Origin of the sequence: Nocardiopsis sp. NPDC057823 (genome assembly GCF_042797335.1) — a bacterium.
Taxonomy (GTDB): Bacteria; Actinomycetota; Actinomycetes; order Streptosporangiales; family Streptosporangiaceae; genus Nocardiopsis; species Nocardiopsis changdeensis.
Map to the genome: position 1 here is coordinate 25,277 of NZ_JBHVLR010000004.1, position 14,895 is coordinate 40,171.

Annotated in this window: 12 protein-coding genes; 5 read left to right on the forward strand and 7 right to left on the reverse strand. The window is 72.3% G+C overall.

The window, feature by feature from the left end:
* Positions 1-62: 62 nt before the first annotated feature.
* Positions 63-1,790 carry a methylmalonyl-CoA mutase gene (locus ACFVNO_RS08820; RefSeq protein WP_220562961.1) on the reverse strand — a complete coding sequence of 576 codons (1,728 nt, stop codon included), beginning with the start codon at positions 1,788-1,790 and terminating at the stop codon, positions 63-65.
* 75 nt (positions 1,791-1,865) lie between these two features.
* Positions 1,866-2,399, reverse strand: a complete 534-nt coding sequence (locus tag ACFVNO_RS08825; protein ID WP_220565320.1) for a MarR family winged helix-turn-helix transcriptional regulator — start codon at positions 2,397-2,399, stop codon at positions 1,866-1,868.
* A 315-nt stretch (positions 2,400-2,714) separates the two neighbouring features.
* On the opposite strand from ACFVNO_RS08825, the gene ACFVNO_RS08830 reads away from it, so the two are divergent.
* The 3 genes from ACFVNO_RS08830 to ACFVNO_RS08840 all read left to right on the forward strand — a co-directional run bounded on the left by ACFVNO_RS08830 (position 2,715) and on the right by ACFVNO_RS08840 (position 7,655).
* Positions 2,715-4,400, forward strand: coding sequence for a glycosyl hydrolase family 18 protein (locus tag ACFVNO_RS08830; RefSeq protein WP_378890831.1), 1,686 nt, complete (start codon positions 2,715-2,717; stop codon positions 4,398-4,400).
* Between the two features lie 328 nt (positions 4,401-4,728).
* Positions 4,729-6,669 (forward strand): glycoside hydrolase family 18 chitinase, encoded by a 1,941-nt coding sequence (locus tag ACFVNO_RS08835; RefSeq protein WP_355266579.1) that lies wholly within the window; start codon positions 4,729-4,731, stop codon positions 6,667-6,669.
* 173 nt (positions 6,670-6,842) lie between these two features.
* Entirely contained in the window at positions 6,843-7,655 is an 813-nt protein-coding gene (locus ACFVNO_RS08840) for an alpha/beta fold hydrolase (protein WP_378890836.1), read from the forward strand.
* On the opposite strand, the gene meaB is transcribed toward ACFVNO_RS08840, so the two are convergent.
* The 3 genes from meaB to ACFVNO_RS08855 form a co-directional block, all read right to left on the reverse strand.
* Complete coding sequence (meaB, locus tag ACFVNO_RS08845) at positions 7,652-8,596, reverse strand: methylmalonyl Co-A mutase-associated GTPase MeaB (RefSeq protein WP_220562965.1); 945 nt, start codon at positions 8,594-8,596, stop codon at positions 7,652-7,654. The two genes, ACFVNO_RS08840 and meaB, sit on opposite strands and share 4 nt — an antisense overlap.
* 227 nt (positions 8,597-8,823) lie before the next feature.
* Complete coding sequence (locus ACFVNO_RS08850; protein WP_220562966.1) at positions 8,824-10,011, reverse strand: acetyl-CoA C-acetyltransferase; 1,188 nt, start codon at positions 10,009-10,011, stop codon at positions 8,824-8,826.
* A gap of 129 nt (positions 10,012-10,140) precedes the next feature.
* Positions 10,141-11,373 carry an RNA-guided endonuclease InsQ/TnpB family protein gene (locus tag ACFVNO_RS08855; protein WP_378890841.1) on the reverse strand — a complete coding sequence of 411 codons (1,233 nt, stop codon included), beginning with the start codon at positions 11,371-11,373 and terminating at the stop codon, positions 10,141-10,143.
* A 99-nt stretch (positions 11,374-11,472) separates the two neighbouring features.
* Between ACFVNO_RS08855 and mce the strand changes: the two genes are divergently transcribed.
* Positions 11,473-11,931 (forward strand): methylmalonyl-CoA epimerase, encoded by a 459-nt coding sequence (mce, locus tag ACFVNO_RS08860; RefSeq protein ID WP_378891373.1) that lies wholly within the window; start codon positions 11,473-11,475, stop codon positions 11,929-11,931.
* A gap of 444 nt (positions 11,932-12,375) precedes the next feature.
* Positions 12,376-13,671, forward strand: a complete 1,296-nt coding sequence (locus ACFVNO_RS08865) for a DivIVA domain-containing protein (protein ID WP_220562969.1) — start codon at positions 12,376-12,378, stop codon at positions 13,669-13,671.
* A gap of 81 nt (positions 13,672-13,752) precedes the next feature.
* Here the strand turns inward: ACFVNO_RS08865 and ACFVNO_RS08870 are convergent, their stop codons facing one another.
* Both ACFVNO_RS08870 and ACFVNO_RS08875 read right to left on the reverse strand, forming a co-directional pair.
* Positions 13,753-14,493, reverse strand: a complete 741-nt coding sequence (locus ACFVNO_RS08870) for an alpha/beta hydrolase (RefSeq protein WP_355266569.1) — start codon at positions 14,491-14,493, stop codon at positions 13,753-13,755.
* Positions 14,494-14,527: 34 nt separating this feature from the next.
* A complete protein-coding gene (locus ACFVNO_RS08875; RefSeq protein WP_355266566.1) occupies positions 14,528-14,857 on the reverse strand; it encodes an ATP/GTP-binding protein in 330 nt (109 codons plus the stop codon).
* Positions 14,858-14,895: the final 38 nt, after the last annotated feature.

The window sequence follows — 14,895 nt, forward strand, 5'->3', positions numbered from 1 at the left end:
CCTGCCGTATGCGCGGAAAGGACGCGGACCGAGAACCGGCCCGCGCCCCGTCCCGTGCCGCGTCAGAAGCGGGGGGCCTCGGTGTAGGTCCCGAACTCCTCGCCCATGGTCGCGCAGATCTCGCCGAGCGTGGCCTCGGCGCGGGCGGCGTCCATGATCAGCGGCACCACGTTGGCCTCCGACCTCACGCCCTCGAGCAGGGCGGCCAGCGCCCGGTCCACCGCGGCGCCGTCGCGGGCCGCGCGCCGCTCGGCGAGCACCCGGCGCTGCTCGTGCTCCACCTCGTGGCCGATGCGCAGGATGTCCAGCTCCCCGGAGACCGTGGGGGTGTGGGAGTTGACGCCGACGATGCGCTTCTCCCCCTTCTCCAGCGCCTGCTGGTACTGGAAGGCGGACTCGGCGATCTCGGAGGAGAAGTAGCCGTTCTCGATCCCGGCCAGGATGCCCGAGGTCATCGGGCCGATGGCGTGTTCGGCGCCCTCCCCGCCGCCCATCCGCCGGATGTGCGCGAAGATCTGCTCGGCCTCGGCCTCGATCTCGTCGGTGAGCGCCTCCAGGTACCAGGAGCCGCCCAGCGGGTCGGCGACGTTGACCACCCCGGTCTCCTCCATGAGCACCGCCTGCGTGCGCAGGGCGATCTCGGCGGCCTGCTCGGTGGGCAGGGCCAGGGTCTCGTCCAGGGCGTTGGTGTGCAGCGAGTTGGTGCCGCCCAGGACGGCGGCGAGCGCCTCGACCGCGGTGCGCACCACGTTGTTGTAGGGCTGCTGGGCGGTGAGGGAGACCCCGGCGGTCTGGGTGTGGAACCGCAGCCACTGGGACTTCTCGCTCTTGGCGCCGTACACGTCGCGCATCCAGCGGGCCCAGATCCGGCGGGCGGCGCGGAACTTGGCGATCTCCTCGAAGAAGTCGATGTGGGCGTCGAAGAAGAACGACAGGCCGGGCGCGAACGAGTCGATGTCCAGGCCCCGGGACAGCCCCAGCTCCACGTAGCCGAACCCGTCGGCGAGGGTGTAGGCCAGCTCCTGGGCGGCCGTGGCCCCGGCCTCGCGGATGTGGTAGCCCGACACCGACAGCGGCTTGTAGGCGGGGATGTTCTCGGCGCAGTACTCCATGAGGTCGCCGATCAGGCGCAGCTGCGGCTCGGGCGGGTACAGCCACTCCTTCTGGGCGATGTACTCCTTGAAGATGTCGGTCTGGAGCGTGCCGTTGAGGGTGCCGATGTCCACGCCCTGGCGCTCGGCGGCCACCAGGTACATGCAGAACGCGGGGACCGCCGGACCGCTGATGGTCATGGACGTGGTGGTCTCGCCCAGCGGGATGCCGTCGAAGAGCAGGTCCATGTCGGCCACCGAGTCGACGGCCACACCGCAGTGGCCGACCTCGCCCAGCGCGTGCGGGGAGTCGGAGTCGTGGCCCATGAGGGTGGGCATGTCGAAGGCGACCGAGAGGCCGCCGCCGCCGGAGGCGAGGATCATCTTGTAGCGCTCGTTGGTCTGGCGCGCGTTGCCGAACCCGGCGAACTGGCGGATGGTCCAGGCCCGGCCGCGGTAGCCGGTGGGGTACAGCCCGCGGGTGAAGGGGAACTCGCCGGGCCAGCCGATGCGCTCGAACCCGGGGACCTCCGCGCCGGGGGGCGGCCCGTACACGGGCTGCAGCGTGCGTCCGGACAGGGAGGTGAAGTCGGCGTCGCGCTTGCGCGCGGCGTCGTAGCGGCGCTGCCAGCGCTCGCGTCCGGCCTCGATGTCCGCGGCGCCGCCGCCGTCGGTGGTGCCGTTCGTGGTGTTCGCCATACCTGAATAGTAGGACGTCCAACTAAATATGTACAGGAGGGGGACCCGCGGCCCCGCGCGGATCCCGGCCCGTGCTCAGCGCCCGTCCGCGGCCCCGGCCACCGGCTCGGCGGCCGGCTCGGGGAAGTCCCCGAAGTCGACGCGCAGCCGGGTGAACATGCGGTGCATGTCCCACAGCTCCTCGTCGGAGTAGCAGCCCAGGCCGAAGTCCAGGTCGAGCAGGACCCGGGTGGCCCGCTCGGTGACCTCGCGTCCGGCGTCGGTGATCTCGGCCAGCACGCCGCGGCCGTCGCTGGGGTTGGGCCTGCGCAGCACGAAGCCCTGCCCCTCCAGCCGGTCGATGGTGTTGGTGACGCTGGTCGGGTGGACCATGAGGCGCTCGCCGATCTTGCCCAGCGGCAGCGAGCCGGAGGTGCTGAAGGTGAGCAGGACCAGCGCCTCGTAGCGGGCGAAGGTGAGGCCGAACGGCTTGAGGGCGCCGTCCAGCTCACCGATGAGGATCTGCTGCGCGCGCATGACCGAGGTGACGGCGGCCATGGCGGGCGAGGGCCCCCATCTCCGCGTCCAGTTGTCGTGCGCGCGTTCGATCGGGTCGAACGGAAGGTTCAAAGGGTTTCCCACGCCGCCACTCTATGGGCCCGGCCGGAGCCCCGCGCCCCACCGTTTGTGCGCCTAGCATCACAGCCCGTACGGGTCAATACCTCCGCGTGGCCACAAGGGGACAACCGGCCCCGGCCGCCACTGGTACGGCCCGCCATCTCGGAAAACCCGCACCGGATCGACCCCGGAGAGTCACCGGGCGCCGGAAACTTCCACGCGGACCGTTGACGGCCCCCGTAATTATTAGTTAAGTTTCCTAAAAATTTATCTTCCCTGGTCAGGCCCCCGGGCCCTGCAACCCCCCGACAGCAGGAGATCCACGACGTGAGAGCACGACCCTTCAGGAACCGGATCACGGCGGTCTGCGCCGCGACCGTGCTGGCGGCGCCGCTCATGGCCGCCGCGCTCCCGGCCGCCGCCGAGGAGGCGCCCGCCTCGGGCCTGACCGTCACCTACGTGGAGTCCGCCCGGTGGAACACCGGGTACACCGGCGAGATCGTCGTCCACAACGCCTCCGGAGCCCCGGTGAGCGACTGGGAGATCGAGTTCGCCCTGCCCGAGGGCAGCCGGATCCACGAGCTGTGGAACGCCACCCTGGCGGGCGACCCGTCCGGGTACACGATCACCCCGCCGCGCTGGGGCGCCACCGTCCCCGCCGGGGGCACCTACACCTTCGGGTTCAACGGCCTGCACCGGGACGGCGCCACCGACCCGCTCGCCTGCACCGTCAACGGGGCGCCCTGCGACGGCGGCGCCACCGGCCCCGGGCACGACTTCACCAGCGTCGCGTACTACACCCAGTGGAGCGCCGAGAAGCGCGACTACCACGTGGCCGACCTGGTCGAGACGGGCAGCGCCGACAAGCTCACGCACATCCAGTACGCGTTCGGCAACGTCAACGCCGACGGCGAGTGCTTCATGAGCGACGAGGAGGGCCAGGGCGACGCCCTGGCCGACTACGGGCGCACGGTCCCGGCCGACGAGAGCGTCGACGGCGTGGCCGACGACCCGGACCAGGCGCTGCGCGGCAACTTCAACCAGCTACGCGAGCTCAAGGAGCTCTACCCCGACCTCACCGTCAACATCTCGCTGGGCGGCTGGGAATGGTCCCGGTACTTCTCCGACGCGGCCCTGACCGAGGAGTCGCGCGAGCGCTTCGTCGAGTCCTGCATCGACCTGTACCTGCGCGGCGACCTGCCCGAGCTCAACGGCGCGGGCGGTGAGGGCGCCGCCTACGGCGTCTTCGACGGCATCGACCTCGACTGGGAGTGGCCGGGCACCGATGGCAACCCGCACAACGTGGTCCGCCCCGAGGACCGGGAGAACTTCACCGCCCTGGTCCAGGAGTTCCGCGACCAGCTGGACGAGTACGGCGCCGAGACCGACCGCCACTACGAGCTGACCGCCTTCATGCCCGCCGGGGGCTGGCGCCTGGACGCCGGCTACGAGCTGGACGAGGTCATGCCGAACTTCGACTTCATCACGGTGCAGGGCTACGACTACCACGGCACCTGGGAGACGGTCACCAACCACCAGTCGAACCTGGTGACCGACGCCCGCGACCCCGAGCCCGTCATCTCCGCCGAGCTCATCCGCGACGCCTACCTCTCCCGCGGCGTGGACCCGGCCAAGCTCGTCCTGGGCATCCCGTTCTACGGCCAGGGCTGGACCGGGGTCGAGCCCGGCCCCGAGGGCGACGGCCTCTTCCAGCCCGCCTCCGGCCCGGCCCAGGGCACCTACTCCACGGGCACCGAGGAGTGGCGCTTCCTCCGCGAGAAGGTCGACTCCGGCGAGTTCGAGCTCTTCCGCAACGACGAGGCGGGCACCGCCTGGATCTACGACGGCGAGACCTTCTGGACCTACGACGACGAGACCGCGGTCTCGCAGAAGACCGAATGGGCCCTGGGCAGCGGCTACTCCGGCGTCATGGTCTGGGCCATCGACGGCGACGACGCCGACGGCAGCCTCATGGCCTCCATCGACGCGGCCCTGCGGGCGGGCCGCCCCTAGAACCTCCCGGTCGGCGGAGCCCTCGGCCCCTCCCCCGCCGACCGGGAACCAGGCGGCGTCGGTGCTCTGATCCGGGGAGCACCGCCGCCACGGCCGGTGCGGACCGATGTGCGACGGTTCGCACCGGCCTCTCCACTTCTCGCACACCCCCACCCCCCATCTCCCCCGCCGGAGGCCCGCCATGCCCCGCGCTCCCCCTCCCCCTCACCGACTCCACGACACGCGACTCCTCGGGCGCACACCCGCCGTCGTCCCCCGGCCCGCCCCGCGACGGGGCCGCCGGACGGCGACCTCCCCCACCTCCCGCTCACGCACCAGGAGCACCGAAGTGAGAGCACGACGATCCCGGCTCGCGGCACTGGTCGCAGCCGTACTCCTCATCCCCCTGTCCCTCTCCCCCGCCCCGGCCGCGGCGGCCGCCTCCGACGTCACCGTCACCTACGTCGAGACCGGCAACTGGGGCACCGGCTACGGCGGCCAGATCACCGTCGCCAACGCCGGGAACACGGCGCTGAACGACTGGACGATCGAGTTCGACCTGCCCTCGGGCACGGCCGTCACCAGCCTGTGGAACGCCACCATGAGCCGGTCCGGGAACTCCTACACCCTGACCCCGCCCTCGTGGGGCGGCCCCGTCCCCGCGGGCGGCGCCTACTCGATCGGGTTCAACGGCACCAGCACCGCCGGAGCCGACACCACCCCCCTGAACTGCACCGTCAACGGCGCCCCCTGCTCCGGTGAGCCCGGCGAGCCCGACACCGAGGCCCCCACCGCCCCCACCGGGCTCACCGTCACCGGGACCGGCCCCAACACGGTGGACCTGAGCTGGACCGCCGCCACCGACAACGTGCAGGTCGCCGGCTACGAGGTGCTCTCCGGCGGAGCGGTCGTCCGCGCCGTCACCGGGACCAGCGCCACCGTGACCGGGCTGACGCCCCGGACCGCGTACGACTTCACCGTGCGGGCCTACGACACCTCCAACAACCGCGGCCCCGAGAGCGCCGCGGTGACGGCCACCACCGACGAGGAGGGCACCGTACCGGCCCCGCAGAACCGCCGGGTCGCCTACTTCACCCAGTGGGGCATCTACGACCGCGGCTACCTGGTGCGGAACCTGGACACCTCGGGCACCGCCGAGAAGCTGACGCACATCAACTACTCGTTCGGCAACATCAACGCCAACGGCGAGTGCTTCATGGCCAACCAGCTCGGCCAGGGCGACGCCTGGGCCGACTACGGCCGCTCCTTCACCGCCGACCAGAGCGTCGACGGCGTCGGCGACGTGTGGAGCCAGGACCTGCGCGGCAACTTCAACCAGCTGCTGGAGCTCAAGGCGAAGTACCCGCACCTGAAGGTCAACATCTCCCTCGGCGGCTGGACCTGGTCGGAGCACTTCTCCGACGCGGCCCTGACCCCCGAGTCGCGCGAGCGCATGGTGTCGTCCTGCATCGACCAGTACCTGCGGGGCAACCTGCCGCTCTTCGACGGCGCCGGCGGCGTCGGCTCCGCCTACGGCGTGTTCGACGGCATCGACCTCGACTGGGAGTGGCCCGCCTCCGAGGGCCACGAGCACAACACGATCCGGCCCGAGGACCGGGAGAACTTCACCGCCTTGGTCCAGGAGTTCCGCGACCAGCTCGACGCCCTGGAGACCGAGACCGGCCGGCAGTTCGAGCTGTCCGCGTTCCTGCCCGCCGACCCGGACAAGATCGACCTGGGCTTCGAGATGAACGCCCTCATGCCGAACTTCGACTACATCACGGTGCAGGGCTACGACTACCACGGCGCCTGGGAGAACAGCACCAACCACCAGTCCAACCTGCTGGTCACCCCCGGCGACCCCGGCCCGCGGATCTTCGCGGGCGAGGTGGCCATCGACCGCTACCTGGAGCTGGGCGTGGCCCCGGGCGACATGGTCCTGGGCGTGCCCTTCTACAGCCGCGGCTGGACCGGGGTCTCCCCCGGCCCGAACGGCGACGGCCTCTTCCAGGCGGCCACCGGGCCCGCCCCCGGCACCTACGAGCAGGGGATCGACGACTGGAAGGTCATCAAGAACCTGACCGGGTACGACCTCTACCGGGACGACGCCTCCGGGACCGCGTGGCTGTACAACGGGAGCACGTTCTGGACCTACGACGACGAGATCGCCATCGCCCAGAAGACGCAGTGGGCGGTGGACCGCGGCCTCGGCGGCGTGATGATCTGGTCCATCGACGGTGACGACGCCAACGCCGGCCTCATGAACGCGGTCGACGCGACGCTGGGCTGATCCGACGTCCCCTCCACCGGCCCCCGCGGGGGCCCGACGGCGGCGCCCCGTGCCGGGGGCGCCGCCGTTCCCGTCGTCCGGGCGCGGTGCCCCCGGGAACGTTCCGGCCCGGGCGATGATTTCCGCGGGGCCGCCGGGTCGGTACCGGTGAGACCCGAACGAGAGGAACCGCGATGCCCGAGCAGCACACCGTGAAGACCGCCGACGGCACCCTGTACTACGAGGTCCGCGGCAGCGGTCCCGTGCTCGTCCTGAGCGGGGCGCCCATGTCGGCGCGCGAGTTCGCCCCGGTCGCCGACCTCCTGGCCGCCGAGCGGACCGTGGTGACCCACGACCCGCGCGGCATCGGCCGCAGCCCCCTGGACGACCCCCGGCAGGACTCCACGCCCCGGCTGCGCGCCGACGACCTGGTGGCCCTGCTGGACGCGCTGGGCGCGGAGAAGGCCGACGCCCTGGGCTCCAGCGGCGGGGCGGTGACCGTGCTGGCCGCGGCCGAGCACCACCCGGGCCGGTTCGGCACCGTCGTGGCGCACGAGCCGCCGCTCCTGGAGCTGCTGCCCGACGCCGCCGCGCAGCGCGAGGCCACCGAGGCGATCATCGGGACCTACCACCGGGACGGGATGGGGGCCGCGTTCGCGGCGTTCATGGCCAACGCCGGGTTCCCGGTGCCCGAGGAGGACGGGGAGGGGCAGGGCGGCCCGGAGCGGGAGCCCGGCGAGCAGGACGTCGCGGACGCCCGCCGCTTCTTCGTCCACGAACTGCGGGGCACCACCCGCCACGTGCCCGACACCGACGCCCTGCGCACCGGCCCGGTGCGGGTCGTGGTCGGGCTCGGCGCCGAGTCCGGGACCCTGCTCACCGACCGGACCTCCCGGGAGCTGGCGAAGCGCCTGGGCGAGGACCCGGTCATGTTCCCCGGCGGCCACGGCGGGTTCGCCGACGACCCCGCGGGCTTCGCCGCCGTCCTGCTGCGGACACTCGCCTAGGCGTCCAGCTCCTTGAGGACCAGGTCGGCGGCGGCATAGGGGTCGCGGCGCCCCTCGGCGACGTCGCGGGCCGCGGACTCCAGGGCGCCGCCGTCGCCCACCCCGATCCGGGAGCGCAGCAGGTCCAGCACGATGGCCTGCACCTCCTCGCGGGCCCGGCGGCGGCGGCGCTCGGCGAGCCCCCCGCCGGACTCCAGGTGCGCGAAGTGCGCGTCCAGGCGCTCCCACAGCTCGTCCACGCCCTCGTCGTGCACGGCGACCATCATGACGATCGGCGGCTTCCACTCGTCGTCGGCGCGGTCCTTCATCGCGACCATCTGGCGCAGCTCGCGCAGGGTGGACTTGGCGCCCTCCCGGTCGGCCTTGTTGACCGCGAACACGTCGGCGACCTCCAGCACGCCCGCCTTGGCGGCCTGCACGGAGTCCCCCATGCCGGGGGCGCACAGCACCACGGTGGTGTCGGCCTGCCCGGCGATCTCCACCTCGGCCTGGCCGACGCCGACGGTCTCCACCAGCACCACGTCGAACCCGGCGGCGTCCAGCACCCGCAGGGCGTGCGGGGCGGCCCAGGACAGGCCGCCCAGGTGGCCCCGGTTGGCCATGGACCGGATGTACACGCCCGGGTCGGTGGCGTGCTCCTGCATGCGGACCCGGTCCCCCAGCAGGGCCCCGCCGGTGAACGGGGACGAGGGGTCCACCGCCAGCACGGCCACGCTCAGGCCGCGGGCGCGGGCGGCGCGCACCACCGCGTTGGTGGTCGTGGACTTGCCCACGCCGGGCGACCCGGTGAACCCGATGATCCGGGCGCGGCCGGTGTGCGGGGCCAGCCCCGCCATGATCTCGCGCAGCTCCGGGGAGCCGTTCTCCACCAGGGTGATCGCGCGGGCCAGGGCCCGGCGGTCGCCCCGCAGCAGCTTCTCGACCAGTCGGGGGGTGTCCATGCGGCTCCTTCCATACGCAGCCGTCCGCGCGGCGGCGGGGCGGCGGCTCGTGACCGCCGCCCCGCCGCTCCAGGTGCGTCGTGACTCCGTGCGGGGCCCGGTCGGCCCCGGGGACACGGTGGGGAATGACTAGTTTCTGCGAGGAACCCCCGCAGGCCGGGACCGACGCGCGCGCACGGCACGGGGTTCTCCCGGCGTGCGGCGCCGTCCCGGCGGCGGACCGCGTCCTACTCGGCGGGCACCGAGAACAGCAGCGCGTCGCCCTGGCCGCCGCCGCCGCACAGCGCGGCCGCGCCCAGCCCGCCGCCGCGGCGGCGCAGCTCGTGGACCAGGTGCAGGGCGATCCGGGCGCCGGAGGCGCCGATCGGGTGGCCCAGGGCGATGGCTCCGCCGTTGACGTTGACGATGTCGGCGGACACGCCCAGGTCCTTCATGGACTGGATGCCGACCGCGGCGAAGGCCTCGTTGATCTCGATGAGGTCGAGGTCGGCGACCTCCCGGCCCGCCTTGCGCAGCGCGTGCGCGATCGCGTTGGAGGGCTGGGAGTGCAGGGAGTTGTCGGGACCGGCGACGTTGCCGTGCGCGCCGATCTCAGCGAGGACCGTCAGGCCCAGCTCCTCGGCCTTGGCCCGGCTCATCACCACGACGGCGGCGGCGCCGTCGGAGATCTGCGAGGAGGACCCGGCGGTGATGGTGCCGTCGCGGTCGAAGGCCGGGCGCAGCCGGCCCAGGCTCTCGGCGGTGGTGTCGGGGCGGACGCCCTCGTCGTGGGAGAAGACGACCGGGTCGCCCTTGCGCTGCGGGATCTCCACCGGGACGATCTCCGCGTCGAAGAGGCCCTTCTCGGCGGCCGCGGCGGCGCGCTGGTGCGACCGGGCGGCGAACTCGTCCTGCTCCTCGCGGGTGATGCCGAGCTTGCCGTTGTGCCGCTCGGTGGAGGCGCCCATGGAGTCGCCCTCGAAGGCGTCGGTGAGGCCGTCGTGCGCGGTGGCGTCCAGGACCTCGATGGAGCCGTACTTGTACCCGTGGCGGGACTTGGGCAGCAGGTGCGGGGCGTTGGTCATGGACTCCATGCCGCCCGCGACCACGACGTCGAACTCGCCCGCGGCGATGAGCTGGTCGGCCAGGGCGATGGCGTCCAGGCCCGACAGGCACACCTTGTTGACGGTGAGCGAGGGGACGTTCATGGGGATGCCGGCCTTGACGGCCGCCTGGCGGGAGGGGATCTGGCCGGCGCCGGCCTGGAGCACCTGGCCCATGACCACGTACTCGACCTGGTCGCCGTTGATCCCGGCGCTGTCGAGCGCGCCCTTGATCGCGAAGCCGCCCAGGTCGACGGCGGAGAACCCGGCGAGGGAGCCGAGGAGTCGTCCGGTGGGGGTGCGAGCCCCACCGACGATGACGGAACCGGGCATGGTAACTGGCCTCCAAGTGATCGGTGACGCACCTGGTCTGCAACGATACCCACACAGCCGTTGGCCGCAGCCGAGAGGTTCACACGTTGGCTTCTTCCCGGTCGTGAACGGCCGGGATCACGGAACCACCTACCGGTGGTCCGGGGCGTTCGCCCCGTCGCGGGTCGCCCCGCGGCCTTCCTGCTTCGACGCCGACAGCCCCGTCCGGGAAGGCTCCCGCCGGGGTCTCACACCGGCTCCACAGGCGGATGCCGCCAGCCCGGCGGCCCTGAGGTTGTTCGCCGCGTTCACATCGCGGTCGTGCACCGCCCCGCACCGGGGACAGGTCCACACGCGTACGCCCAGCGGCAGCCGCTCGTGCACATGTCCGCACCCGGGGGCCGAGCACAGCCGGGTGGAGGGGAAGAACCGGTCCACTACGACCAGCTCCCGCCCGTACCAGGCGGCCTTGTACTCCAGCATCGCCCGCAGCTCCGACCACGCGGCATCGGAGATGGCGCGGGCCAGGGTGCGGTTCCTGACCATGGTGCGCACGGTCAGGTCCTCGATCACGACCACTTGGTTTTCGCGGACGAGACGAGTGGTGAGCTTGTGCAGGAAATCCTTCCGGCGGTCGGCGATCCGGGCGTGCACCCGCGCCACCCTGGCGCGGGCCCTGGCCCGGTTGACCGACCCCTTGGCCTTACGGGACAGTGCCCGCTGCGCCCTGGCCAGCCGGGTTCGGTCACGGCGTTCGTGCTTGGGGTTGGTGACCTTCTCACCCGTGGACAGGGTGACCAGCGACGTGATCCCCGCGTCGATACCCACGGCTTCGTTCGGCGCCGGGGAGGATTCAACGGTGTCCTCGCACAGCAGCGACACGAACCAGCGGCCCGCCGCATCACGCGACACCGTCACCGTGGACGGCACCGCGCCCGCCGGGAGCGGACGCGACCAGACGATGCCCAACGGCTCGGACATCTTCGCCAACGTGAGCCCGCCGTCGCGGTAGCGGAACGCGCTGGAGGTGTACTCCGCCGAGGCGCGGGACTTCTTGCGCGACTTGAAGCGCGGGTACTTCGCCCGTCCGGCGAAGAAGTTGGAGAACGCGCCCTGGAGGTGGCGCAGCGTCTGCTGGAGCGGAACGCTGGATACCTCGGACAGGAAGGCGAGTTCGTCGGTCTTCTTCCATCCGGTGAGCATCGCCGAGGTAGCGTTATAGCCGATCCGTTCCCGGTTCTGGTACCAGGCCCGGGTGCGGGCTGCGAGGGCCTTGTTGTAGACCAGGCGGACACACCCGAAGGTGCGCGACAGCTCCGCCGCCTGCGCACCGGTGGGGTAGAAGCGGTACTTGAACGCCCGCTTCACGGTCCTCCTCGCCATGCTTCACTTTTTAACAGCTTGTTCGTGGATACCCGACCGGAAGGAGAAGGGTGTTCCCACCCGGTCCTGGAGGACCGGGTCTCCGCACCCGACAACCTGATGAGCAACGCCCCTGATCGCGCCGTCCCCTTCTCCGGTCTCACCCGTCTGGACCACGTCGGCATCGCCTGCCGCGACCTGGACGCCGCGGTCGAGTTCTACCGGTCGACCTACGGTTTCGAGGTGGAGCACGAGGAGGTCAACGAGGAGCAGGGGGTGCGTGAGGCGATGCTCCGGATCAACGGCACGGACGACGGCGGCGCCACGTATCTGCAACTGCTGGAACCGACCCGTCCCGACTCCCCCGTGGGGAAGTTCCTCGAACGCAACGGGGAGGGCGTGCACCACATCGCGTTCGGGACCGGGGACGTGGCCGCCTCCGCGGCGGAGGCCGGCGGGAGGGGCGTGCGGGTCCTGGACGCCGCGCCCCGGCGGGGCACCGCCGGTTCGCAGATCGTGTTCCTGCACCCGAAGGACTGCGGGGGCGTGCTCACGGAACTGGTCCAGAGCACCCACTGACACGGCCGTTCCCGGGACCTCTCGGGCCTCTGACGTCACAGGGGCGTTCCGGACACATCACATCTTGTGCGTCGGTCGCGGAAGCCACCGCAAACCCCACCGGAAGTTACCCGAAACCCTCTTCCCAGGGGTTCCCCGCTTGATAAAGTCGGTTGGCCACCGGACGTGAATCTCCGGCTCGTCCGGTCCACGTCCTGCGTCCGGTGGACCGGGTCGGCCGCGCGCCACCGCAACCCTCGCGCCGCGGCGGGCCGGTACGCACGGAACGCACCGACGGCGTCGGCGATGGTCGAGAACCGGTCGCGACCCGCCGCGTCGGTCACACCCGCGTCCGCGGATCGGACCGGAGAGCACGCCCGTCCCCGGGGCCCCGACCACCGCCCGCCAACGCGGTCCCCGGCCGCTCACAAATAGCCGTCTCGCACCCGTTCAGGATTCCGCCACATGCCGTCAAACAACATCGACACCCAACTCAACAACATCTTCGACGAGGACAACACCCCGCCCGAGTTCGACGTGGTGTTGCGCGGCTACGACCGTACCCAGGTGACGGACTACCTGGACGGTCTGCGCAACGAGGTCAAGGCGGCCAACAAGCAGGTCGAGAAGTTCAAGGCCGAGCTCAACTCGAAGAACCGCCAGCTCCAGGAGCGCGAGCGCCCCACCTACGCCGGCCTGGGCTCGCGGATCGAGCAGCTGCTGCGCCTGGCCGAGGAGCAGGCCGGGGAGCTGGTCCAGAGCGCCCAGATCGACGCCAACGACATCCGCTCGGCCGCCAAGATCGAGGCCGCCGAGATGCGGGCCGCCGCCGAGTCCGAGGCCACCGAGGTGCGCACCCTCGCCCAGCGCGAGGCCGACGAGATGCGCCAGAGCGCCGAGGCCGAGGCCGAGGAGATCTCCACCAGCGCCCGCCGCCGGGCCGACGAGCTGTCCTCCACCACCGAGCGCGAGGTCCAGAAGAAGCGGGCCGCGGTCGACCACGAGATCGCCGAGAAGCGGGCGACCTTCGAGGGCGAGATCGCCAAGCTGCGCACCACCACCGAGCGCGAGTGCGCCCAGGCCCGCGCCGCCGCCAAGCGCGAGCGGGACGAGACGATCCAGGCCGCCAAGAGCCAGGCCGAGGAGCTGCGCAAGAACGCCGAGCGCGCCTACGCCGAGTCCGAGGCCCGCCGCACCGAGCTGGAGGACCAGTTCGAGCTGCAGCTGGCCGACCGGCGCGCCGAGGCCGAGCGCCAGGACGCCGAGCGCCTGGCCGCCGCGCAGGCCGCCACCCAGAAGATGGTCGCCGAGGCCGAGGAGCGCGCCGCCAGCGCCGACCACCACGCCAAGCAGGCCAGCCAGCAGGCCGAGCAGACCCGCCGCGACGCGGAGAACCACGCCAAGCAGCTGGTCGGCAACGCCAAGAAGAACGCCGCGCAGATCGAGGCGGAGGCCAAGTCCAAGGCCGAGCACATGGTCAGCGACGCCAAGGCCGAGGCCGACCGCGTCACGACGGCCGCCAAGAAGGAGGTCGACGAGCTCAACCGCCAGCGCGACAGCATCCAGTCGCACCTGCAGCAGCTGCGCCAGCTGCTCGGCGGCGGTGCCGCTCCGGTCGCCCCCGCGGCCCCGGCGCCCGCGCCCGTCGCGGCTCCGGCCCCCGCGCCCGCCATCGCCGAGGCCGCCCCGGCCGCGGAGGAGCCCAAGCAGCCGGCCCGTTCCGGCAAGGGCGCCGACGACGAGGACTGGTGGCAGGAGTAGTCGCCACGCGGTCCCGGGACCGCGGATGACAGGCCGAGGGCCCGCCTCCTTTCAGGAGGCGGGCCCTCGTTCGCGCGGGGCTCAGCGCGGTGTCTGGACGTCCTTCTCGTAGGGGCCGTCCCATTCGGTGGGCAGCGGGTACGCGGCGGGGTTGACCCGCAGGACGATCTCGTCCAGGACCCGGCGCACGTACGGTTCGCCCACCCACAGGTGCTTGGCTCCGTCGACGCCGATCACCTCGGCCTGGGTGAGCGGCCCGAACCGCTCCTGCGCCTGCTCCGGGCGCAGGTAGTCGTCGTGCTCGGGGACGAGGACGACCACGGGCTTGCCGGTGGCGGCCCAGTTCTCCAGGTCCGCCTCGGTGGCCCGGTGCAGCGGCGGGGAGAGCAGCAGCGCGCCCGCGACCTGCGGGTCGGCGCCCCACTTCAGGGCCAGCTCGGTGCCGAACGACCAGCCCAGCAGCCACGGGTTCGGCAGCCCCTCGAACTCGGTGAACTCGATGGCGGCCAGCACGTCGTGCCGCTCGGTCTCGCCCTCCCCGAACTCGCCCTGGCTGGTGCCGTGGCGGGAGGTGGTGCCGCGCGTGTTGAAGCGCAGCACCGCGACGTTCGCCAGCGCGGGCAGCCGGAACGACGCCTTGCGCAGGACGTGGCTGTCCATCATGCCCTCGGCGGTGGGCAGCGGGTGCAGGCACACCAGGGTCGCGACCGGGTCGCCGCCCTCGGGCAGGGCCAGCTCGCCGACCAGCTCCAGGCCGTCGGCGGTGTGCAGGGTGATGGGGCGGCGCACGGCGGGCAGCACCGTGGTGGCTCGGATCTCCATGGCTCCTCTGTCCGGGTTCTCGGCGGGGCGGGGCTCAGTAGCGGGGGGCGCGGGGAGCCCGCTGGGAGCGCCGCTCCCAGCAGGAGGAGTGCCAGTGCCGCCGGTCCTCGCCGTCGCCGTAGGGGCGCCAGGCGACGACGTGCGGCATGCCGGCGGGGATCTCCTGGGCGCAGCCGGGGCAGCGGTAGGCCTTCACCGCGGCGGACCCGGGGATGCGGCGCGTCACCCACTCGCCGTCGGGACCGGTCTCCCGGCGCTGGCCGCCGGTGATCCGCAGCATGAGGGCGTCCTCGTCCGGGGGGCCGCCGGGGGTGCGGCCGCCGCGCGAGGACTGACGGCGGGAGGAGTTGCGACGCGGGCTCACGCATCCAGGGTAGGAGAGGAAGGGCAGTGGCCGCCGCC